This window comes from Arthrobacter sp. N199823 (assembly GCF_002929705.1).
Lineage (GTDB): Bacteria > Actinomycetota > Actinomycetes > Actinomycetales > Micrococcaceae > Specibacter.
In genome coordinates this window covers 41,536-64,339 of sequence record NZ_PJIN01000001.1, presented here as the reverse complement: position 1 = coordinate 64,339, position 22,804 = coordinate 41,536, and the positions used below count along the sequence as shown (strand labels likewise).

Genomic DNA, 22,804 nt, shown 5'->3' with positions numbered 1-22,804 from the left:
GACGAAGCGGCGAGCGTTTGCATTGCGCAACACCCTCCGGAACCGCTCAATTGGAAGCGGCCACAGGCTCAACTGGCACAAGTTCTAACCAACACACCCCGTGCGCTGGTACAGCAACAGCGAAACGACACCCCGGCGTCGATCCCGAGATTCCGTGCCAGCCCTGGCTCCCATAGCTCACGGCCAGCCGGACTGCCAGGGGGCCATCATTACTTGCAGTTGTCGAGTTGTTCCCTGACCGTCTCGGCGATGCGGGAGAGCGCAATTCCGAGATTGTGTTGCTGCGTGACACTCAGGGGGTCGAACACGAGCTCGCGCACGCGATTCACATGACCAGGCGCGCTCGTTACAGCTTTCTGCATACCGACTTCGGTCTGCGTCGCGAGGGTGTATCGCCCGTTATTCGGATCAGGACTACGGGCCACCCAGCCGCGTTGCTCAAAGCGAACCATAACCTTCGACATGCGGGGCTGACTGCTGTCGCATTGGGTGGCCAGGTCACTGAGGCGAAGGGTGAGCTCTGGGGCCATGGAGAGGCGGGCAAGAACGCTGTATTCGTAGTTCGTCGTCTCGGCGTCGTGTTCCAGCTGCCGATCGAGCAGCGCCGGGTCGTCCTTCATCGCGGGACCACTGACCACAATCACTATGAGGAGAGTTCTGTGAAAGCTATTCGCTACCACCAGTTCGGCGGCACCGATGTTCTGCGCACTGAGGAGGTGGAACTCCCCGTACCCGGCCTAGGCCAGGTCTTGGTTAAAGTCGCAGCAACCTCGTTCAACCCGGTGGATGACCATATTCGTCAAGGCTTGCTTGCTGAAGCCATCCCAACGCCATTCCCAGTCACGCCGTGCCTGGATGTTGCCGGCGCAATCGTCAAGCTGGGTGAGGGGGTCACCGGGTTCCAGATCGATGACCGTGTGATCGGGATGTTCCCGTTGAATGAGCACGGCGGTGCCGCAGAGTACGCGGTCATCGCAGCCGATTTTCTCGCCATGGCACCCCGAACGCTGCCACTGGCCGACGCTGCGGCACTGCCGCTGACCGGGCTGGCCGCCCGGCAGGCCTCCGTCGAGCTTGCAAGCATCCAGGCCGGGCAGAGCGTGCTGGTCAACGGTGCAGGTGGAGCAGTGGGCAGCTTCGTTGTGCAGCTCGCCGCCGACGCCGGCGCTACGGTGACCGCCGTCGACGGGCCGAAGCACGCCGACCGTCTACTCGAGCACGGCGCCGCCAAAGTCGTCGGCCCGTTGGATCTCGACGCCGGCCACTACAGGAACTGCGCGCCGTTCATGAAGAAGCGGGAATTGGCAAGCTCCTCGGCAAGACCATCCTGACGGTCAGCTAACGGAGCTGGAGGGCGACTCTGCGGATGCCGCAGGGTTCACCCTCCGTCTCTGTCGGCTTGAACATTCGATGATGGGTCGAGGAAACCGCTCAATCTGAGGCTGCCTCGGACGCAACGGGCACCAGTTCGTACCAGCGCACCCCGTGCGGCCGAACGGCAACAGCGAAACGCCCCTCGGCGTCGAGCTCTAGACTGTGTGCAGGGCCTTGCTCCCAAAGGTCACAGGCAGCCCAGCCGTCCCGGGCGGCCGTGAGGCCAACCACCGAACTCAGCGCCACTGACAGTTTGCATTCGGACTCACCTGTCCAAAACACTGCGACAAAATGACCCGTACCGGCGCTGGCGGCCCACACAATAACTTCACCACTCCCCTGACTTTTGGGCTCCCGTAAGATTTCACGGTTTCCGGTTGTTGTGGCGAGGACTCTCGAGAGTGCGGGGTTTGCAAGGCGCTCTATGGTTGCCGTGTCAGTCGAGGGCAGGTCGCCGCCCATCATGAGCGGTGAGCGCCCCATGACCCAGAGCGTCAGTAAAGTCTGCTGTTCCGCAGCGCTCAGGCGAGAATCACGGGGTTCACCACGCTCAGCACGGAGACCAATCCGGCCAAGCGGAAGCATGTCGGCATCAGCCCATCCGCCGGCGCGTTGAAGCGGTGCCCACCGGGCGAGCCGGGCGAACTGTGCATGAACGTCGTCCCACCGGTCCCAGAGGTCATCGGAGATGCGCCACATATTTGCATTCTCGCGAAGATGGTCAAGGTGCGTCGTGGGTAGATTCGTTCCCGGGGAAAGGGACAGCATCATCTCTCTCCCGCTGCGGGTGATGGCTGTTGCAAATGCGGTGATTTCATCATCATGGTACGGCGCCTGCATGTCATCTACCTTGAGGAAGTCCACACCCCAGCGGGCAAACTGAGCAACTTGGCCGTCGTAATACGCTTGGGCTCCTGGATGCCCATGGTTGAGCCCGAAGTTGTCAGGATTCCAGCTGCAAGTGTCATCCTGGTTGGCGATCTGCGACGCCGTCCACTCAGTCCCTTCGACGGGGAGATTCTGCTCGACGGCCTTACGTGGAATGCCACGCATGACATGGATGCCAAAGCGCAGCCCCATGGCATGAACAGCGTTAGCAAGGGATGTGAACCCTGTGCTGCCCTTCGCCGAGGGGAATCGGTTCCGTGCCGGCAACTGGCGGCCGTACGCATCGAGCACAACAGGAGCGTCCTCGTTGTAGCCGTGAGCTCTCGCCGTCGGGTCGTACCATGCAATATCGACGACGACAGTGTCCCAGCCTGAGGGTAGTAGCTGGTCCCGGATAACCCGGGCATTTTCGAGGACTTCCTCCTCTGTCACAGTGGTGCCGTAGCAGTCCCAGCTGTTCCACCCCATGGGCGGAGTTGGTGCCAGCCGGGTGACTGCACGGTCCGTCGAGAGCTCGACCTTCACGGAGTCCAAGGAGTTAGGTCTTGTCCGCAAAGCGTTCGTGGGCGGTGTCAAGTAGGTCTACGTAACTTGCAAGCCCTTGTCCTTCAAGTTCGGTGACGAACTTATCCCATTCGCTGAGGTCGCGCTCTCCGAGCACGAACTTCAAGGTGTTGGTATCGACTGTGTCCTTCAACGGGGTGGCGATCAAGGAGGACTGCTCCAGTTCCGCCTCTTCCAACGGTGCTGGCGCATCCGGTGCGCGGAATGTCCTCGTTGTCAGAACCGATTCAATGTAGGCCACAGCATCCTTGGGGCTGTAGGACTCTTTGAGCTTCCGACTTTCGGTTCCTTCAGAGGCGAACGTGGAGTAGCCCAGGTCTTTCTGGATATCCACGGCCCCCTTGCTCGTGAGGTTCCAGGCATCAAGGGAGAAGCCATCCTTGAGCTTGATAGCTCCCGTGGCATCCTTTGTGTACTGCTTGCCTTCAACGCCCCACCGCAGCAGCTCCCGCGCATCGGGGTTGTAGAAGTACCAGTCAACAAACTGCAACAGCGCCTGGAAGTTGGGCTGGTCCTTGGCCTTTGAACTGAGCATGAAACCGTGCCAGAAGTTCCGCGGGCCAATGATGTTGCCTGCGGGGCCGCCGGGCGGAGCAATGAGAATGACTTCATGGGCGCCCTTCCCCAAAGTCTTATCGAGCGCCGTCGAATATTCAATGACGGTGCCAGTGTTCCCTGAGGCGGCAAAGATCTTGTTGCTAGCGAATTTCTCCGAAATACTGGCGTTTCCGCCGCCAGCATCGGCCGCCGTCAACGATTCCGGGTCGAGCAGACCGTCCTTGACCAAGCCATGGAAAAAGGTAACCAGATCCTTGTACTCTTTCGATGTGGCGACGTACTTGAGCTTCTTGCTTTCCTCGTCCATGATTGTGCCGGTGCCAAAACCCCAGCCGGCCTGCGTGCCGAAGGAACGAGCGGCGTAATTCAGCAGTGACTGCCCTTCAAAGCCGTCGGCTAGTGGGTAGGAATCCGGATATTTGGCCTTAATCTTGACCAAACTGTCCCGTACTTCATCCCAGGTATTGGGAATTGCCGCGCCCACTTCCTCGAACACGTCTTTGCGGATCATGAGCGAGAAGACGGGTACAGACACCTCTTGAAGGCCCGGCAACATGTAGTATTTTCCGTCGGCCTGGCGCAAATTATCTATCATGGCTTCGAGGTCCCATTCCTTCACGTACTTCCTGAAGTTGGGCATGTGTTCTACGTAGTCACTCATGGGTAGGACCGCGCCGGAAGACACAAACGGCTTTTCATCACCTGTGTAGATGAGCGGAATGATGGAGGGCGCATCGCCGGCGCTGATGAGCAGGCTCCGCTTCTCTACTGCATCACTGAAGGGCATGTGGGTCAATTCAAGGTTGACGTTGGTGCGGGCCTTGATTTCCTTGAACACCTCCCACGAGTCCTTCACCGGGAGTTCTGGCCAATCCGTCCAAAGAATTGAGAGGTCCAACGGCTCTGTGGCCTTGAACTGCATGTCTGCCTCGAACCCCTCCATGGCACCGACGCTCTGGGCCGAGATGTCCACGGGGCCTTCTGATTTCTTGCTGCAGCCAACCAGGGCAACTAGTCCGGCTGCGGCTATGCCTGTGACAAAAGCGCGTCGGCTAACTGGTGGGTTCTTGAACGTGAAGGGTGCCATTTTCTCTTCCTGGAGTGTGAGCTGAATCTGAGCCAGTTCCGATAGTTTCGGAAGACCTTCGATACTTTTGAACAGTAATCTAGCTCACAATTGGAGTCAATGGTTCAGGTGAGACTCGCGGCCATGACGAGCTGGGCCGTTGTTTTCAATGTCCCCACACCGGCAGCAAGCAATGGAACTGACAGGGTGCTACGCAAGCTGAACCAAGCACTGAACCGCGTCAGGGCGGCAAAAATGGCGCATCCCCGATGACCCAAAGTGGATGACTTACTCCCTCTGGCCAGCTACTCTTGCGGCTCCGTCACGATCCCGGTCAGCGAGGTCACAAAGTGAAGGTTATGGGGTGCGGAGCCAGCGGCGGCGCCAGCCCCGGTGCCAGCTGCGGTGTCAGCGTGGCCCTGGCTAACGGGTGACCGATACGGGAGGTGCCGGCGAGGCGCTGGAGTCCCGCATGATGAGCGAAGGTTCAACTTTCTCGCTACCCTTGGGGACTGGCTCGCCGTTGATCGCTTCAATGATGACCATGGCGGCGCGGCGCCCAATTTCAGCAAGATTGAGGTCGATCGTTGTCAATGGCGGGCGGGCTGCCTCGACCATGACGTCCCAATTGTCGACGCCGACGACGCCAACTTGCCCGGGTACATCGACGCCAGATTCGCGAAGCCCTGTGACGAATCCTCGGGCAATCTGATCGCTGCCGCAAAATGCGCCGTCGAAATCGACGCCGTCTCGGACAAGACGGATTGCGGCCTCACGCCCCCACCGCTCGGACCATTCTCCGAACTGAGGAGCCGCGGCCCATTGGAGTCCTTGAGCAGTCAGGGCGGCGGACGCGCCGCTGTGCCGTTCTACTGTGGCCGCTTGGGACTCGTACCCCGTGATCTGAACCAGCCGTCGTCGGCCTCCTCCTATCAGGTGCTCGACGGCGAGCGCGCCCACTCTGTGACTGTTCGGGACAATCGAATAGTCGTCGGGATCGGTGGAGGGTGCAAACGCATAAACGACAGGAACGGCTCCGGTCCCCCGAATCGGTGACCTGGCATCGTTGCCGCGGCCGGTGACGATGATTCCATCCACTCGCCGTCGCATCAGGCTGTCGATGTAGAACTGTTCGCGCAGGGCATCGCCACGGCCATCGCACATCAGTACCGTGACCCGGCCAGGGCCTAGCGTGTCTTCGGCGCCCAGCATGATCGGTATGGTGAACCGCCCGAAGCTATCGGTTGTGAGGACGCCGACCGAATAGGCCAGGTCAACAGCCGCACCCGAGTCTGCTCGCCGGCGCGGAACAAACCCCAAACGGGCCGCCTCGCGACGGACCCGCTCCCGGGTCTCGGCTGACACCCGGCCAGTTCCATTGAGTGCTTTTGAAACCGTTCCAATGGAAACGCCAGCGGCCTCGGCCACGTGGTTAATCGTGATAGCTCGCATGAAAACCTTTCTGGGAAAAAATATTCCGTTGAACTTTCCCAACCTTTCTCATACTGTTCAAACCGCGGACCGAAGTCAAGAGCTCCGCCTTCTCGCTTCCTACCGCCATCACTTGATTTGAAGGAGTACGTCAATGCCGATACTCACCGCCGAGCAAAACGGCCCAACCGGCCTGACCCCCTCGAGTACTACCGCTGTGCGGCCCCTACCTCGGGGAAGCATGCGGTTCAGCGATGCCGGCTTTCTTGGTTCGTGGCAGGAACTAAACCGGGCCGCGACTATCCCCCATTGCATTCAACAGATCGAAGCAAGCGGAACCGTAGATAACTTCCGCAGGCTCATCGGAGAGTCGGACGCCGCCTTCCGTGGCCCACCCTTCGCCGATTCTGATGTCTATAAGACACTCGAGGCGATCGCCTGGGAGATCGGCCGAACAGGAACATCAGACTACGACGCGTTCGTCGATGAGGTTGTTTCGCTGATCGCTCACGCGCAGGACGATGACGGTTACCTCAACACGTGGGTGCAGGGCGGCACCTCGCATCAGAAACTTAGCGCCATGCGCTGGTCACACGAACTTTACTGCCTGGGACATTTAATTCAGGCCGCCATCGCCTTCACCCGGACCACAGGCAGGCGCGATCTCCTTGCGACTGCAATTCGGTATGTGGACCTGGTTGAACGCGAGCTCGGGCCCGGAGCACGGCCCGATCTCGATGGGCACCCCGAAATTGAAACGGCCCTGGTGGAACTTTGGCGGCTCACCGGGGAACGCCGATTCATGCGGCTGGCGAAGCACTTCATCGACGCGCGCGGCTACCAAACCATGGGCCCGGACCATTTCGGGGCTGACTATTTTCTGGATCATCAGCCGATCAGGGAAGCCACTGACGCCGTCGGACATGCCGTCCGGCAGCTCTACCTAACCGCAGGCGCCACTGATTTGGTCATTGAGGAGGGTGACGCCGAACTGGAAGCCGCACTTGAGAGAATCTGGACGAGCGTCCACACCCAGAAGATGTACATCACCGGGGGCTTGGGATCCCGCCATCGGGGCGAGTCCTTTGGCGACCCCTATGAATTGCCACCGGACAGGGCCTACTCCGAGACCTGTGCTGGGATCGCTAATTTCATGTGGAATTGGCGGATGCTGCTGCGCACGGGCGAGTCTCGATTCGCCGATGAAATGGAACGGGGGCTCTACAACGTAATTGCCGCCTCGACCTCCATGTCTGGCACCGAGTTCTTTTACGTCAACAGACTGCAATTGAGGGAGGGACACATCTCCGATGAGAATGCCTCCGCGAGCCGACTTTCATGGTTCGGCTGTGCATGCTGCCCACCGAACCTTGCCCGCCTCATCGCCTCGCTCGACAGCTACGCGGCCACAAGCAATGATCGCGGTATTCAGCTGCACCTTTACAGTGACGGAAACCTGGCATTGGGGAATGACGCGGACAGCCCGATAGCCGCAGTCAGCACCGCCTATCCCTGGGACGGGCGCGTTGACCTCACACTCGATCGCCCCCTCGGCGTCGAGCTACGCCTTCGCGTCCCGGCCTGGGCGGATGAGTATTCAGTGAAGATCGACGGCGTTGCAGCGTTCCCCGCGCAGGCCGACGGATACCTCGTACTCGAGCCAAACTCGGTGAATAATTCCATTGAGCTGGACTTTTATGTTGCTCCTGTGATCGATCTGCCGCATCCACGGCTGGACGCATCACGCGGCACCATGGCCGTGCGGCAAGGCCCGATCATCTTCGCCTTGGAGCAGGCAGACTTGCCCGCAGAGGTTGATGTCCAAGACATCTACCTTCCTAGGGATACCAAGCTCAAGGTCACCAGGGCACCCGGCGGCTTGGATACTCCCGCAATCACCGCCAGTGGAGCAATGGCCCGCCCCTCAACCAGCGGAGGGTTGTACTCAAAGCAACAGCGATCCTCACCATCAGAGGACCGAGAATTGGGCCCGCTGACGCTGATCCCCTACTTCCGCTGGGGCAACCGCCAGCAGGCCGCGATGCGCGTGTGGATTCCAACTCAGTGATTCGACGCCGGACAGCTATAAGAAATTCTGGAAGCACTCGAGGCTGCCAGCATTCCCGTAGCTCAGGGCGGCTGCAGGATCCCCCGGATGAATTCCGGTGAATCTTACACAGCAGCTACGGAGTATGGCCGCTACCCTTCGATCTTGATCGATCGGATAGCGGCCATACTCCGGTGCATCGGTTATGCGGAATGCACTCCGTACGAGCCAGTGATTACACCCCTACTTTGATGCCGCGCTGTCCCCGCCCTGCGTCGGTGAATGATTCGACGTCGTCACTAAGTTCGCGCCCCTTGGTTTCGGGGATCGTGAAGATCGTGACTGCCGAAATAACCAGGAGCACGCTCAGATAGATGAGGAATGCATGCGGACCGAACGAGGTGGAAAGCCAAGTCTGCAGGTACAGGGACGTACCTCCAAAGATGGATGTGGCAACTGCGAGCGGCACCGCAACACCAGTCGTGCGGACACGAGTGGGGAAGAGCTCGCTCATGACAGCGGGTGAGATCGAGACGATTGCCGTCATGAAGACAGCTGCTCCAGTCATCGCAAAGAAGAGATGGAGCGGATTCCCGTCAATGAGACTGGACAGCGGGAACAACGTCACAATGAGGCCGATAAAGCCAAACAGCATGACCGGACGGCGACCAATGCGATCAGAGAGCATCCCCCACAGCGGCAACATCACGATGAACAAGATGTTCGCAGCGACTCCGGCAAAAAGGACTTCTGTCGGATTTGCATGCAAAACACTGATGGAATATGAGGAAGAAGCTACAATCCAGTAGTAGTAAGCAACTGTCGTGCCCACGGTCATACCCACAACCTGGAGCACCGACCGGCGCATCCGCCACATGTCGCTCCATGCGCTGGCCCGTGGCTTCGAGTCGGAGACCTTTTCCTTTACACCCTCGAGCCGTTCGTTGAACTGTTCGGTTTCGGGCATATTGCGTCGCATCCACAATGCATAGAGTCCACCGAGACCGGCGATGATGAACGGTATACGCCAGCCCCATGCCTGCATGTCTTCCGAACTGAGTAGCGCAGTCAGGATACCGGCGGGCACAAGGCCTGCAATGACGCCGATAGTTCCAGAGGAATAGATGAGCGATGCCCAAAGCCCGCGATGCTTGGCAGGAGCGCGTTCGGACAAGTAGGCACCGACGGACGGCTGTTCGCCACCGTACGCCAGCCCCTGTACGAGTCGAGCCACGAGCAAGAGAACTGAGGCGAACACACCGATCGTTGCATAGTTTGGACTCAAACCGATGAGGAGCCCACCGGCGGCGATGAGGCCGACCGTGAGCGTCATTGTCGTACGTCGTCCGACGCGATCGCCAAGTCGCCCGAAGATGAATCCGCCGATTGGACGGCCGACGAAACCAACCGCGAAGACGACAAGCGTGAACATGAAAGCTGACACGGGGTCATCCGCATTGAAGAAGCTTGAGGCGAAGAAGGGCGCAAATGTCGCATAGATCGACCAGTCGAACCATTCGAGTGCATTTCCAAACCCGGCGCCGACCAGGGCCCGACGGTTGTCAACTGCGGAGTTTTTTGGGGTCATCGAACTGCCTTTTCAAGTGATGTGGTGGGCGCGGAAGCGGCTGTGGCTTCTGGCGAACCCGTCGAGGATGAGAAAGTGGAGAAGTCCGGCGTCGATACGGCTGAGGTAGACACCGGGGAAGTATCGCGTACGAGTTCGGTCAAGCGATCTGCCGCGAGCTGTGCGTAAAGTGCTGCACCATCGGTGAGCACAGTTTCGCTGAATCGCACTCGTGCGCTGTGGTTGTCCGCATGTTCGGAGCCGCCTTCCAATTCTTCTCCGGCGGAGAGCACGATGAATGATCCAGGCACTTTGGCGAGGACGCGGGAAAAGTCTTCCGAACAGGCCAACGGATTCTTCAGACTCGTGAATCTGTCCGCGCCGAACGTTTCCGTAATGGTCCGGGCCGCGAATTCGGTTTCTACGGAGTCCGTGATCGTGGCCGGGTACCCTGGCAGGACTTCAACGACGACGCTCGCCCGATGACCCGCCGCGATTCCCTCGAGCAAGGGGCCTACTTCTGCTTGGAACCTGTCGCGTGAGGCTGCTGACCAGGACCGCACTGAGGCGCTGAATCGCACGCGTTCGGGAATCGCATTTGGTGCAGCGAGGTCTCCACCGGAAATCGCGCCAATCCCGATGACTACAGGGTCGAAAACATCGAAACGACGCGTCACGAAAGTTTGGAGCGCAAGCACCATCTCTGCGGCGAGAGTAACGGGGTCGATGGCTCGATACGGGGCCGATGAGTGCCCACCGCGGCCGATCACAGTGACCTTCAACGTGTCAGCAGCGGACATTATGGTGTCTGCTCGGGTGGAAAACGAGCCGACTTGGCCCCGGTCTGAGAATACGTGAAGCGCGTATGCCGCATCAGCGCGACGCCCTGCAGCGTCGAGCACGCCTTCGGCGACCATGATCGCTGCACCGTCGTGTAGCTCTTCTCCGGGCTGGAACATAAATACGACGTCGCCGGGGATTTCATCGCGCTGCGCGGCAAGCATGTGTGCTGCCCCGACGAGCATTGAGGTATGCAAGTCATGGCCGCAAGCATGCATTGCCCCTGGGATCTCGGAAGCGAACTCGAGATCGTTTTCCTCCTGCACGGAAAGTGCATCCATATCGGCCCGGAGCAGCACAACCGGGGCGTCGGACGTTGGGCGGTCAGGTGAGGTACCGCGTAGCACTGCCGTGACCGAACTGAGTGAGCGCCCGGTGGTGATTTCCAAACCGAGGCCCTCGAGTTCGCTCAGAACACGACGTTGTGTCTCTGGCAGGTGAAGACCAACTTCCGGCTTCCGGTGAATATCCCGGCGGAGCGTTGTCAGGCGCTTCGCCAACCCTGAGGAGAGTGTTCGTGCGTCCATGCTCGGTCCTTCTGTTTAAGGGAACGTGAAAGCAGTAATGCTGACGCGTTGTGGTTGTGTAAGATACTAGGCTCGAGGAAAGTGGGCTAAGACACAATCGTGGATTTCCTGCATTATTGCTCCCTTCGACGGATAATCACACGGACATGGAGGAGCTTAAATGACAAATGCGTCACGTTCGGTCGACGAGATCGATCGGCAAATCATTCACGCATTGCAGATCGCACCCCGAATCACTTGGACGGCACTTGGGGAGATAGTCGGCCGCTCACCAGCCGCCACGGCGCAACGGTGGGAAAGGCTTGAAGCTCAGGGGCTCGCGTGGCTCATTGCCTACGAATCACTTGGCACACGTGCCGCCATGGCGTTTGCAACAGTCACAGTGGATATGACTCAGCGCGAATCAACCATTGAGGCGCTATGCGCACATGAGAGTGTGATGGCGTTGAGCGAAGGTGCGCGTGCTTCGCAAATGCATGTGACAATTACCGCCGATCGTCTGGAGACACTGGTTGGCAGCGTGCTCGACGCGGTCGCGCTAATTCCCGGCGTACAAGATGTGCACGCTCGGTTCGTTGCCAGATTACTGGCGGAGGGCGCATCGTGGCGCCTTGATGCCCTTGACGCTCAGCAGCGCAAGCTCGCTGAACATAGTGCAATCCGGAGCGCTCCGGGGACGTGGCGTGAATCAGCAGGCCCAACGTTCGACGACGACAAGAAGGCGCTGGCGGATGCGTTGATTCGTGAGCCGCGTGCAAACATTGCGCACCTCTCTGATGTCGTTGGCCGGCACGAGGCGACAGTGCGCCGGCAGCTCACGGCGCTTTTGCAGTCGGGTGCCGTGACAGTTCGGTGTGAGATGTCGTACGAGGTGAGCGGCTGGCCCATTGAGCAATCATGGTTCCTGCGTGTTCCGGGAGGTGGCATCAACGCCCTCACTGCGGCCGCGCGCGAGTATCGGGGGCTTCGGCTCGTGGCGATGACCATAGGGGATGCAAATATTGTCATCACCGCTCTGAGTCGGACGCTCGAGGAGTCGGCAGCGTTTGAAGCGCGCCTGGTCGACTCGAGTATTGGCGTCACTGTGACTGAGTCCGTCCTCCACTTGCGCACTTGGAAGCGCATGCATCGGAACATGGGCAAGGACGGCCGTTCGGTTTGGTCGGGCCCTGGCGATCTTCTCCGTCCAGTTCCTGGCAGCAGCGGGTCTACCCGCTAGTCTGTGCCTCGGCGACCGGCGTCGTCCATGTGACTATGTTGACTCAAGCGCAAGCAGGCCGAGGGCTGCCCCGGAAGGTTGACGCACATCGACACCTGTGAGCTTTGCGAAGGAATCCAGACGATTGATGACCGTGTTTCGATGACAATATTCCTGCTCGGCGGTGACTGACAAACTCCCAGTACGCAGGTAGACCCGCGCCGTCTGAATCAGCCGGTCACGGTCGGCCGCGGGGACCTGCTCAAGCCGGCGCTCGATCATAGTTCTGGGATCACAGCCAACCAACGCCATCCGATGATGGGCAATTGTTCGCCACCGGTCAATCGGGGTGTACGCTCCCACCAGTCCCACGGGAAGGTCGGAGAGAACCTCGCGTGCAACAACCGCCGCATCACCTAGTTCGCTCATTCCCCTGGCGATCGGTGCCACAGCGCACGGCACCGTCGAGACAGCCAAGGACTCCTCGGCGCCAAGGTCTTGCCAGACCGGAGCCATGGTTTCCCAAAAGACCACAGCCTGATGAGCCAGTTCCAGCCCAAATATTCGGCCGTGAACGCGTGGGGCCAAGCGCTGCAAGGTAGTAGGTAGGTCCGTGCGGTTGACGGCCACTAACCTGAAGTTCGCATGCTCCGAGATGCGCAGCGTTCCCGCGATGCGCGCCAAGTCCGCTTGTCCAGGTGCCGAGTCACCGAATAACAGCGCCAGATTCCGCAGCACGGTTTCGCGATCAAGAAGATCTTGGGCTCGCAATGCCTCGGAATAGTGCATATGCACCTGGGCCGTATAGATTTCCACCGCTTCCCAGACGCGCTGCCCATGGACGACTTGAATTTCCGGTGGCAGCCCATACTTGGGATTGCTCAGCGCCGACCAGATGATGCTGAAGTCGAGCCGGATCGCCGCGACCAGGGTATCCAACGGAATGCCATCGATGGCACGGCGGGTTCCCAGGTCCGCAGCAAGCGCCCTGAGTTGTTCACGGTTAGCCACCGGGTCACCCAGGAACTGGATCAGTGCCACAAAAATTTCCCGGTCGACTGCGCGCAATTCCGAGAGTGAGATCGAGGATTTTCCATAGGCGGGATCGGGGGCCAAGATTTGCATGAACTGGTCAACGAGGGAATCCACGTCGAGTAGCAGTTCCTCCAGCACCCCGGCCCAAGTCTGTTCGGACATGAAATCCACCTTTCCCCGCACCGGCCACAACACTGTGAACATGCACAGTTACCCAAGTCAAGATAGCACGCATCCTCCATTGTGCCCCCCATCACTAGCGGACTAAGTTTGTCAGAAGTTGTCCGTGAGTTTATGTACTTATGTCCAACACGTCGGAACAGGCAGAGAGAGAGAGAGAGAGAGAGAGAGAGACAGACCGGATTTCGCCACCGTCCCGACAGTTTCCAGCACCAAACAGTAAGAGGAGAACAAATAATGCGCGTAGCAGCCCTTCAATCACCAAGCACCTTCGGGGATTGGCAGCGCAACGCCGAAATCGTGCGCAAGGCGGCCCGCTTCGCAGCCGGCGAGGGAGCGCAGCTCCTTGTCACCCCTGAGCTGTTCCTGAGTTCCTACCAGCCGGCGGACATCGCCAACGACCCGGGCCATACCCACCGGGAAGTGCTCGCCGAAATCGCCCGGGAATCCGGACTGTTCCTTGTGGCATCGACAGTCGAGGCCGACGGCGAGCACCGCCATATCTGCGCATCGCTCTTCTCCCCGGACGGCGAAGAACTTGCCCGCTACCGCAAGCAGCACCTGTTCGGCGCTGCGGAACTTGCCGCTTTCACCCCAGGCACCACGGATCCGCAGATCCTCGAAGTGCTGGGCTGGAAGGTGGCAATGGGCGTTTGCTTTGATGTCGAGTTCCCCGAGTTTGTCCGCCAGGCAGCCCTCGGCGGCGCCGAGCTGCTGCTTGTCCCCACCGCGATCCCCCTGCGCCCGGATGTCGATGGCCGCCCCCACGCCTTGGACACCAGGATGATTTCGACCTTGGTTGTTCCTTGCCGCGCCTATGAAAGCCAGATCTTTATCGTGTATTCCAACCATTCCGGAGAGGGCTTCTCCGGAAACAGCACCGTCGCAGATCCCTTCGGGCAACGGTTGACCACGGCACAGGACGATGAGCAGATCGTGCTGGCCGATCTGGACCGTTCCAGGCTCGCCGAAGCCCGTGAGGCTGTCGACTACCTGAAGATCGCCAGCACCCTGCACCCATTGAATTAATCGCAAGTCCCACCGTTTTCCCCCGCAAACCTCGCTCCCGCCCCCAGAAAGGCTTCTCTGTGCCCGAATCGTCATCCATCAGCATGCTCCTGCCGGACTTCCCGTTCTCCTACGACGAATTCCTGCGCAACCCCGCGGGCGTCGGGTCTGTGCCCGAGGACCAGCTGGGGACCGAGATCGCCATCGTCGGCGCCGGTGCGGCGGGCCTGCTTGCCGGCTACCAGGCTATTGCACTGGGACTGAAACCAGTCATCTACGATGCCGAAGGCATCGGTGGACGCTTGCGCGGGGTCGAGGTGCCCGGTTCGGGTGGCTTGATTGCCGACATGGGCGGAATGCGTTTCCCCAAATCAAGTTTGGCGTTCTGGCACTTCGCGGACCTTCTGGGAGTCGAATCGACACCGTTCCCCAACCCGCTGACCAGCGCCTCGCCGGGAACCACTATCGATATTCTGGGACGCACTGTGCGGGCAAATACTGCCGCCGATCTGCCGGAGGTCTACCAAACCGTGCAGGAAGCCTGGAAAGCATGCCTGGGCGAAAGGGCGAGCTTCGATGAAATGCAGGAAGCCATCCGTTCGCGCGATGAGGAAACCATCAAGCGCCTCTGGAATGAGCTGGTGCCGCGCTTCGATGACACCTCCTTCTGGGCCTACCTCTCCACGTCCGAGGCATTCGGGCGCCTGCCTTTCGAAGCCAAGGAAGCTTTCGGCATGATCGGCTTCGGCTCCGGCGGCTGGGACGTCAGCTTCCCGAACGCGATCCTTGAGATCCTTCGGGTGGTCTTCGTCGACGCCGAAGAAGACCACCGTCGCATCACCGGAGGGGCGAAGACTTTCACCGACCTTCTGTGGAGCCAAGCCCCGGAGAATCCCGCACATTGGCCGGCCGGCACCAGCTTGGCCTCGCTGCACAATGGCACCCCGCTGGGCGCTGTCACCCACATCAAAAACACGGGCAACGGCGTCGCAATTACGGATGCCAGCGGAACCACGCGGGAATATTCAGCTGCCATCGTCACCGCCCACAAGGGTTTGCTCTCCACCAAGATCAACACCGACGAATCCCTATTTACACCTGAGGTATGGATGGCGATGCGACGCACCCACTACCTGCAGTCCTCCAAGACCTTCATTGCTGTGGACCGACCGTTCTGGAACGACACCGACCCGGAAACCGGCTTGAACGCCATGAGCACGACACTCACCGACCGGGTCACCCGCGGCACCTACCTGTTCGACAACGGTCCCGGACGCCCCGGCCTCATCTGCCTCTCATACACCTGGAATGATGACTCCCTCCAGTGGGCACCGCTCAGCGCCGAAGAACGCGCGGACATCGCCATCCGCAATCTCGAAGAGATTTACCCCGGCCTAGACCTGCGCAGCCACGTGATTGGCAGCCCGGTGGCCGTGTCGTGGGAGAACGAACCCAACTACGCCGGTGCGTTCAAGATCAACCTGCCCGGACACTACCGCTACCAGCGCTCCCTGTACTCCCACTTCATCGAGGCCTCCCCCGAAGATGGCCCGCAGCGTGTCTTCCTAGCCGGCGACGACGTCTCCTGGACGGCAGGCTGGATTGAAGGGGCCGTCACCACGGCACTCAACGCGATCTGGGGCGTGCAACGTACCCTCGGCGGCTCCAGCCATTCCCAAAACCCCGGACCGGGCGAGCGCTGGAACGATTTGATGCCGGTGGTACTGCCATGATGATCGACACGATCCTGAACAACGGGCGGATCCTCACCTGCGACGCCGACTACCCGCAGGCGCAGCGCATTGGTCTGCATCGCGGACGCATCATGGGCATTGACGGGCAGCTCGACGGCTTTACTGCGGCAAAGACAGTGGATCTGGACGGGGCCGTCGTCGTCCCTGGCTTTAATGACGTCCACGCACACAGTGTCTGGTTCGGACTATCGATGACGGAACTGGACCTTTCCACAGCGCGCACGGCACAGGACGTCTACGCGAAGGTTGCTTCAAAGGCTGCGATTGTGCCGGAAGGCGAGTGGATCATGGGCGCGAACCTTGAGCTGCTCAATCTTGCCTCAGAGCCCACGCTGGCCGGACTCGACGCCGCTGCACCAAACCACAAACTGTTTCTCAAATCTAATTCCGGACACAGCGGGTTGGTGAACTCTTCCGTCCTTGCCCGGATCCGACAGAACGGGGGCGGTTCCGCCGAGCAAGATAGTGGAATCGTCCGCGACCGGCAGGGCAACGAAACGGGCTTGCTTGAGGAAAACGCACTTCGCCTCGTCCAGGATCTGTTCATGCCGTACCCGCTGGCGAGCATTGAGGACGCACTGGAACGTGCAACCGCCGTATACGCCGCCGAAGGCCTGACCAGCGTGACAGACGCCGGGATCGCCGGCGGCTGGATCGGCAACAGCCCCATCGAGTTCGCGGCCTACCAAAATGTCCTGGAACGTGGCACCCTGCGCACCCGCATGAGTCCCATGATCACCCTCGATGCCCTCAACTTCGACGCCGGTGGCACCCGGACTCTGCAGACAGGCATCCGCACGGGCCTGGGCGATGACCGGCTGCGGTTGGGGCCAGTGAAGATCTTCACCGACGGCTCGCTACTAGGCGCCACCGCCGCCATGACCGAACCTTATTTTGGGTGCGACCACTCAAACTCCGGCTACCTGCAGGCAGATCCGCAGGAGCTCACCCGCGCGGCACTTGCCGCGGCCTCCGCCGGATGGACACTTGCCCTGCATGCCATTGGTGACGCGGCAGTAGATCTCGCTCTTGAGACCATCGAGGAGGCCCGGGCACGCTACGGAGCCCCGCGCAGCCCGCACCGGATCGAGCACGGCGGCTATGTACGTCCCGATCAGATCGCCCGAATCGCCAATAATGACATCGTCTTGGTGCCACAGCCGCATTTCATCCACGCCTTTGGCGACGGCATGCGTGTGCTGCTGGGAGAGGATCGGGCGCAGCATTCCTACCCGGTGAAGAGTCTCTTGGAAGCCGGAGCCGTTCTGCCTGGCAGCTCGGACCGCCCTGTTGCCGACGGCAGGCCGTTGCGTGTTATGCAATCGTTCGTTGAGCGCATGACGGCCAGCGGCGCCGAGTACGGACCGGCTGAACGCATCAGTGCCACCGAAGCCTTGCGTGCCTACACCGTTGGCTCGGCGGCAGCCACCGGTACTGGCGACAGGCTGGGACAGCTACGTGCCAACTACCTGGCCGATCTGACAGTGCTGGCCGACGATCCCACCACTATCGATGCCTCACGGATCGGCTCCATCGAGGTGGTCGCCACAGTGCTCGGCGGCGAAGCCACACACGATCCGCACGGGCTGCTCTCCTAACCACTGCACCATTCGATGTACTGAAATTGAGGATTCCCATGGGGAAACAAACCGCACAACAAGGTGTCACTGACGACACCGCATCAGGGCTGGCCCGAGGTCTCAGCAACCGGCATCTCCAGCTGATTGCCATCGGCGGAGCCATTGGAACCGGGCTCTTCTTTGGCTCAGGGAAGGTCATCAGCCTGGTTGGGCCGTCGGTGATCTTTGTCTACATGATCATTGGCTTCATGCTGTTCTTTGTCATGCGCGCCTTGGGTGAGCTGTTGCTGTCCAACCTGAACTACAAGAACTTTGGCGACATTGCAAAGGATCTCATCGGCCCGTGGGCCGGCTTCTTTGTCTCCTGGAACTACTGGTTCTCCTGGGTCATCGCCTGCGTGGCCGACATCGTCGCGATCACCGCGTACGTGCAGTACTTCAACCCCGGCATCGCCGTCTGGATCCCCGCGATGATCACCGCTGTGGCCCTGCTGGTCCTGAACCTGCAACCGGTGCGGGCCTTTGGTGAGACCGAGTTCTGGTTCGCCATCATCAAGATCGTTGCCATCCTTGGCCTCATTGTTGTCGGTCTCATTCTTGTCTTCACCGGGTTCACCAGCCCGACAGGCACCGAGGCCAACCTTGCCAACCTGTGGGAACACGGCGGATTCTTCCCCACCGGTTTCGGCGGATTCATTCTCGGCTTCCAGCTTGGCATCTTCGCCTTCATCGGCATAGAGCTCGTCGGCACCACTGCGGCAGAAACACGCGACCCGCACCGCAACCTGCCCCGGGCCATCAACTCGATCGTGGTTCGCATCCTTGTGTTCTATGTAGGCGCACTTGCCATCATCATGGCAGTGACCCCGTGGAACCAGATCAACCCAGGAGAAAGCCCCTTCACCTCGATGTTCGCCATGGTCGGGTTTACAGGGGCGGCATTCGCCATCAACCTGGTGGTGCTGACCTCGGCGGCATCCAGCGCGAATTCGGGTGTCTACTCGGCCAGCCGCATGGCATTCGGTCTGGCCAAGGACCGCCAGGCCCCTGAAAAGCTGGGCGAAAGGACGGCACGCTCGGTTCCACGGAACGCGGTTTTCTTCACCGCGGTGTTCCTCTTCGCAGCGATCCCGCTCCTCTATGCGGGCGACTCGTTGCTGGCGGCCTTCACGATCGTCACCTCTATCTGCGCAGCCAACATCCTGTTCACCTGGGGGATTATTGTTGTCAGCTACATCCGCTACTACCGCAAACACCCCGACCGTCACGCGGCCTCACGCTTCAAGCTGCCGTTCCCCCGCATCACGCCCTGGCTCGTGCTCGCGTTCTTCGCGTTCATTCTCGTGACGTTGTATGCGGGCGAAGACACCCGTATTGCCCTGATCCTCTCACCGTTGTGGTTCTGCCTGCTCGGCGTGCTCTGGTGGTTCACCAAGAAGCGGCTCATTAAGAACGGGCATCCGCTCACAGCCTCGATCCCCGTCGTCACCGCCGAGGAAATCGCGGAGAACTACCGACAGGGAACCCCATGACGTCACAGGCCAGCTTTACCGATCAGGACAATGTCTTCTTAGCGGATTTCCACACCATGAGCGCCTTTGGCGCCACCGGCAACGGCGGTGTTGACCGCCAGGCTGCTAGTGTTCCGGACGGCGAGCAGCGCCACTGGCTCACAGGCCTGTTGGAGACCCATGGCTTCACCGTGACGTTCGATCATGCCGGCAACCAGTGGGGGTTGTATGAGGCAGTGCCGGGTGCCCCGTTCGTTGTGGCTGGATCGCACATGGATTCCCAGCCAACTGCTGGACGCTACGACGGCGCTTATGGAGTCCTTGCCGCGGCGCACGCAGCCATTCGACTCAAAGCAGCGTGGAGCGAACCCGGCAGCAAGGCACCCAAGTACAACATCGCCGTCGTCAATTGGTTTAACGAGGAAGGTTCTCGCTTCAAGCCATCCATGATGGGCTCCTCCGTGTACACCGGCAAGTTGGCGCTGGACACGGCACTCTCGACGACGGACGCCGCCGGTATTTCTGTCCGTGATGCCCTGGATGCCCTTGGGTGCCGGGGCGACTTTGCCGGACCCAAAGCAGTCTTTTGCGCCGAAATCCACATCGAACAGGGCCGGAGCATGGAACGGGATGGCATCACCATCGGTTTGGTGTCATCGAACTGGGCCGCCAACAAGTACGAATTTGTGGTCCACGGCGCACAGGCCCACACCGGGTCCACCGTGATCGAGGATCGCAAGGACGCGCTGCTGGGCGCTTCCATGCTGGTGGTCGCGGCCCGCGAGCTGGCCAACCGTTTCCCGGGAGTCCTCCACACCTCCGTCGGGCAGCTCAATGTCTACCCAAATTCACCTGTCGTGGTGCCATCGCGCGTGAGTCTGCTGCTTGACCTGCGCAGTGCTGATGAAACTGTTCTGGCCGAGGCAGACACACTGTTGCACGGCCGCATCGCTGATATTGAAGCACTGGCCAATATTTCCATTGAACAGCACCAGTCGCATTCCTGGCCCGTCACGCCCTACCAGCAAGAAGGCGTGGAACTGGCGGCGAAGGTGGCCGCGGATTTGGGCCTGTCCAACAAAGAGGTCATGACCCTGGCAGGCCACGACTCGACCAACATGAAGGACCTGGTGCCCACCATCATGCTGTTTGTACCCAGCGTTGACGGGATCTCTCACAATGAGCACGAGTACACCAACGATGAGGACATCGTGGCAGGGCTGGCCATGTTGACTGAGGTGTTGCAGCGGCTCTGTGCTGGTGCACTGGCCCCGGCCTGATTCTTAGCGAGGGTGTTTGATGACTCCCGTGCCCCTCACCATTCTGGAGCATTCCACCCCGCGATCCGGCACGAAAGCCTGCTGAGCGATTGCGCCGTCGGGCACATTTCTACGGCGGTTGCGGAACCTATTGCTTAGGTAGAAGCCCGGATTCGGCTTCGTTCGTGCTGGCGGTCAAGGATCGAAACGAATACGGCCGCCGCGATCAGCCCGGAGGCCAGGAACAGGGGCAGGTCGATTGCGGGCGCAATAATGGCCCCTGCCAAGGCTGTGCCGGCTGATCCGGCGGTGATCTTCAGAGCACCGACCCACATAAAGACCTGACCGCGCGCTACCGCTGGTGCGTACTCGCTTCGGGCCGCCAAGGTCGCTGCAAAAAAGTAAGAGTTGAGGACGCCGACGAAGCAGTATGCCGCGACGGCCACCGGGAAGTCCCCAGCGAAGGCAGCCCCGCACAAGGCAACGCCCACGGCCGCACCCAGCCAGCTCAGCAATGGGTCCGCGTCAGTTCGCAGGGGCCGGATCATCACACCTGCGGATCCCAGAAGCCCGCCAAGTCCGTACGCCGCTGTGAGTATTCCAGCAGCAGCGGGCACAACGCGGAGTTCCCCTGTGGATGCCACTGCGGTGATAGGCAGTGCCGCGACGGAAAGGGCGACGACGATCGTCATGTAGAGCGTGCGCCGCAAGGGTCCGCTGGACAGAATCATGAGGAGCGTTCGCCCGGGGCGGGGAACGTCCTGGGGAACAGCCACGGGAGGCGAATAAGGCAAAAGCCTGACAACTGCCGCCGCGACAAAAGTGGAACCTGCCAAAAGCAGCGCCGCCGAGGTGGGATTCACCCATACCGAGACAGCTGCTACCAGGGACGGCCCAATGGTGCCGCCGATTCCGTACGTTGCAACGTCCCACCCTTGGGCGCGCCGCTGGCTGATCCTGTCACCGCCCGCGATCGCAGCCAATCGGCTGCTGATCCCACCTGTCAGCAGCGGGCCCACTAGTCCGGATGCTACGAGCAGCAATCCAGGGACAATCGGCCAGGTCACCGGATATAGAAGAACAGCAGCTGCCAGCGTTACCCCGTGAACCATACAGGCCCAGGCGATCACGTCTCGTCCGTCACGGGCAGTGTCCAGGCGCCTGGCAATGAGCGGGCCCAAGAGGTGCGGCGCCGTGATGCAGGCGCCGAGAATTCCGGCCAACCAGCCCGGAGCTCCACTGGCGGTCACGAGCAGAACAATGGCGACGACGGCACCGCCGTCCGCACTTCGAGCCAGGGTTGCCGCAAGGACGTAGCGGGCCAGACCTCCGGGAGTGGGACTCCCCGGGGCCAGTTGGGTTTGGATTTTGCTGCGGGGAAAACTCACGGCTTCCTCCCTGAAGTAACCGTCATCGGCTAGGCCTCCAGCCCCATGAGACGGATGGCGCTGGCGACCTTGTCCCGCCCCTCACTGTTCAGTCCGCGCAGCGGCAAGGGTAGTGGCGCGGACGCTACGAGTCCAAGATCTTCGGCAAGGGCTGCCGTGACGCGCAAGCTGCCGTAGCCCCGGAAGAGCGTCCACAGGGGTTCAAGCTCCGCGGACGCTGCACGGGCCAGATCCCGCCGTCCGGCGACTGCGTGTTCCACAATGGTTTTGGCCTGCCGGGGCAGTACACCTGCGATCACCGAGTACCAGAGCTCGCAGCCGGCAAGCAGCCCTTCAGCTGCAACCCAGTCCCCACTAATACCCACTGTTGTGCTCTGCGGCAGTCCCGGGCGAAGCGTGCCGAGTCGGGCCGCGACACCTCCGGTAGGAGGCGGCGGGATCTTGAGGGAGACAATTCCTGGAATGCGGGCAATGCGGGCGTGCAGGTCATCCGAGAAGGTAAAACCGGTGGTACCCGGGTTGTCATAAACGACGATGGGGAGTGTTGATTCAGCGGCAACGTCCGCATACAGGCCAAAGACTTCCGCCTCAGTGAGCCGCTGGTAGGAGACAGGGGCCAAAAGCAGCGCCGAGGCGCCGGCAGCTTGTGCGTCCCCGGCCAGCACCAGCACGTCGCGTGTGCGTGTTGCCCCCACACCTGCGAGAACCGGAACGCCGTCGGCGGCAATAACGCACGTCTCGAGGACTGCGCGGCGCTCGTCGCGGGACAAGTAGGCGTAGTTACCTGTCGAACCAAGGACGCCCAGAGAGTCCACACCGGCTTCGGCAGCGCGGGCCACCAGCCCAGCCATGGCATCCAGATCGAGGCTTTCACCGTTCATGGGGGTCAGGGGAAATGCGCAAAGGCCGTTGAACACTTACTTCCTTCTTTCATGGGGCCGCACAGACCGGGCTGAACGCAGCGTCAAGATCATTACGCGTTTCATCTTCCCAAACGCATTGGTCCTACACTAGATCCAAGATTCACCA

At 60.6% G+C, this 22,804-nt stretch carries 18 protein-coding genes; 9 read left to right on the top strand and 9 right to left on the bottom strand.

From position 1 onward, the window contains the following. Positions 1–209: 209 nt before the first annotated feature. Positions 210–644: a MarR family winged helix-turn-helix transcriptional regulator gene (locus CXQ93_RS00280; RefSeq protein ID WP_219817302.1), complete on the bottom strand. Its 435-nt coding sequence runs from the start codon at positions 642–644 to the stop codon at positions 210–212. A gap of 15 nt (positions 645–659) precedes the next feature. Between CXQ93_RS00280 and CXQ93_RS00275 the strand changes: the two genes are divergently transcribed. Next, positions 660–1,331, top strand: a complete 672-nt coding sequence (locus tag CXQ93_RS00275) for an NADP-dependent oxidoreductase (protein WP_104108511.1) — start codon at positions 660–662, stop codon at positions 1,329–1,331. A gap of 100 nt (positions 1,332–1,431) precedes the next feature. On the opposite strand, the gene CXQ93_RS00270 is transcribed toward CXQ93_RS00275, so the two are convergent. Both CXQ93_RS00270 and CXQ93_RS00265 read right to left on the bottom strand, forming a co-directional pair. Further along, positions 1,432–2,787 carry a glycoside hydrolase family 27 protein gene (locus CXQ93_RS00270; RefSeq protein ID WP_308470601.1) on the bottom strand — a complete coding sequence of 452 codons (1,356 nt, stop codon included), beginning with the start codon at positions 2,785–2,787 and terminating at the stop codon, positions 1,432–1,434. Between the two features lie 13 nt (positions 2,788–2,800). Continuing rightward, the gene (locus tag CXQ93_RS00265) at positions 2,801–4,471 is read right to left on the bottom strand and encodes an extracellular solute-binding protein (RefSeq protein ID WP_104108510.1); all 1,671 of its coding nucleotides are present in this window, start codon (positions 4,469–4,471) and stop codon (positions 2,801–2,803) included. 123 nt (positions 4,472–4,594) lie between these two features. Between CXQ93_RS00265 and CXQ93_RS20980 the strand changes: the two genes are divergently transcribed. Then, positions 4,595–4,723, top strand: coding sequence for a hypothetical protein (locus CXQ93_RS20980; protein WP_258068495.1), 129 nt, complete (start codon positions 4,595–4,597; stop codon positions 4,721–4,723). A gap of 150 nt (positions 4,724–4,873) precedes the next feature. Here the strand turns inward: CXQ93_RS20980 and CXQ93_RS00260 are convergent, their stop codons facing one another. Then, a complete protein-coding gene (locus CXQ93_RS00260; protein ID WP_104109126.1) occupies positions 4,874–5,902 on the bottom strand; it encodes a LacI family DNA-binding transcriptional regulator in 1,029 nt (342 codons plus the stop codon). Between the two features lie 133 nt (positions 5,903–6,035). Here CXQ93_RS00260 and CXQ93_RS00255 point away from each other — a divergent pair, with 133 nt between their 5' ends. After that, a complete protein-coding gene (locus CXQ93_RS00255) occupies positions 6,036–7,949 on the top strand; it encodes a glycoside hydrolase family 127 protein (RefSeq protein ID WP_258068494.1) in 1,914 nt (637 codons plus the stop codon). Positions 7,950–8,163: 214 nt separating this feature from the next. On the opposite strand, the gene CXQ93_RS00250 is transcribed toward CXQ93_RS00255, so the two are convergent. Next, the gene (locus CXQ93_RS00250; protein ID WP_104108508.1) at positions 8,164–9,516 is read right to left on the bottom strand and encodes an MFS transporter; all 1,353 of its coding nucleotides are present in this window, start codon (positions 9,514–9,516) and stop codon (positions 8,164–8,166) included. Next, the gene (locus CXQ93_RS00245; RefSeq protein ID WP_104108507.1) at positions 9,513–10,862 is read right to left on the bottom strand and encodes a M20 family metallopeptidase; all 1,350 of its coding nucleotides are present in this window, start codon (positions 10,860–10,862) and stop codon (positions 9,513–9,515) included. Before CXQ93_RS00245 ends, CXQ93_RS00250 begins: the two co-directional genes overlap by 4 nt. A 160-nt stretch (positions 10,863–11,022) precedes the next feature. On the opposite strand from CXQ93_RS00245, the gene CXQ93_RS00240 reads away from it, so the two are divergent. Then, positions 11,023–12,081, top strand: a complete 1,059-nt coding sequence (locus tag CXQ93_RS00240; protein WP_104108506.1) for an Lrp/AsnC family transcriptional regulator — start codon at positions 11,023–11,025, stop codon at positions 12,079–12,081. A 33-nt stretch (positions 12,082–12,114) separates the two neighbouring features. On the opposite strand, the gene CXQ93_RS00235 is transcribed toward CXQ93_RS00240, so the two are convergent. Continuing rightward, complete coding sequence (locus CXQ93_RS00235; RefSeq protein ID WP_181035991.1) at positions 12,115–13,257, bottom strand: helix-turn-helix domain-containing protein; 1,143 nt, start codon at positions 13,255–13,257, stop codon at positions 12,115–12,117. A 255-nt stretch (positions 13,258–13,512) separates the two neighbouring features. Here CXQ93_RS00235 and CXQ93_RS00230 point away from each other — a divergent pair, with 255 nt between their 5' ends. From CXQ93_RS00230 to CXQ93_RS00210, 5 genes are read left to right on the top strand one after another with little or no spacing between them, the layout of a single operon-like run. Then, entirely contained in the window at positions 13,513–14,304 is a 792-nt protein-coding gene (locus tag CXQ93_RS00230) for a nitrilase-related carbon-nitrogen hydrolase (protein ID WP_104108504.1), read from the top strand. A 59-nt stretch (positions 14,305–14,363) separates the two neighbouring features. After that, positions 14,364–16,016, top strand: coding sequence for an NAD(P)/FAD-dependent oxidoreductase (locus CXQ93_RS00225; protein WP_308470595.1), 1,653 nt, complete (start codon positions 14,364–14,366; stop codon positions 16,014–16,016). After that, positions 16,013–17,635, top strand: a complete 1,623-nt coding sequence (locus CXQ93_RS00220; protein ID WP_104108503.1) for an amidohydrolase — start codon at positions 16,013–16,015, stop codon at positions 17,633–17,635. Before CXQ93_RS00225 ends, CXQ93_RS00220 begins: the two co-directional genes overlap by 4 nt. 38 nt (positions 17,636–17,673) lie before the next feature. Next, the gene (locus CXQ93_RS00215; protein ID WP_104108502.1) at positions 17,674–19,149 is read left to right on the top strand and encodes an amino acid permease; all 1,476 of its coding nucleotides are present in this window, start codon (positions 17,674–17,676) and stop codon (positions 19,147–19,149) included. Continuing rightward, on the top strand, positions 19,146–20,408 hold the full coding sequence (locus tag CXQ93_RS00210) for a M20 family metallo-hydrolase (protein WP_104108501.1): 1,263 nt from the start codon (positions 19,146–19,148) through the stop codon (positions 20,406–20,408). Before CXQ93_RS00215 ends, CXQ93_RS00210 begins: the two co-directional genes overlap by 4 nt. Before the next feature lie 134 nt (positions 20,409–20,542). Here CXQ93_RS00210 and CXQ93_RS20975 read toward each other — a convergent pair whose 3' ends face one another. Together CXQ93_RS20975 and CXQ93_RS00200 are read right to left on the bottom strand one after the other, a co-directional pair. Next, positions 20,543–21,775: an MFS transporter gene (locus CXQ93_RS20975; protein ID WP_258068493.1), complete on the bottom strand. Its 1,233-nt coding sequence runs from the start codon at positions 21,773–21,775 to the stop codon at positions 20,543–20,545. Positions 21,776–21,804: 29 nt separating this feature from the next. Continuing rightward, positions 21,805–22,692, bottom strand: coding sequence for a dihydrodipicolinate synthase family protein (locus CXQ93_RS00200; protein WP_104108500.1), 888 nt, complete (start codon positions 22,690–22,692; stop codon positions 21,805–21,807). Positions 22,693–22,804: the final 112 nt, after the last annotated feature.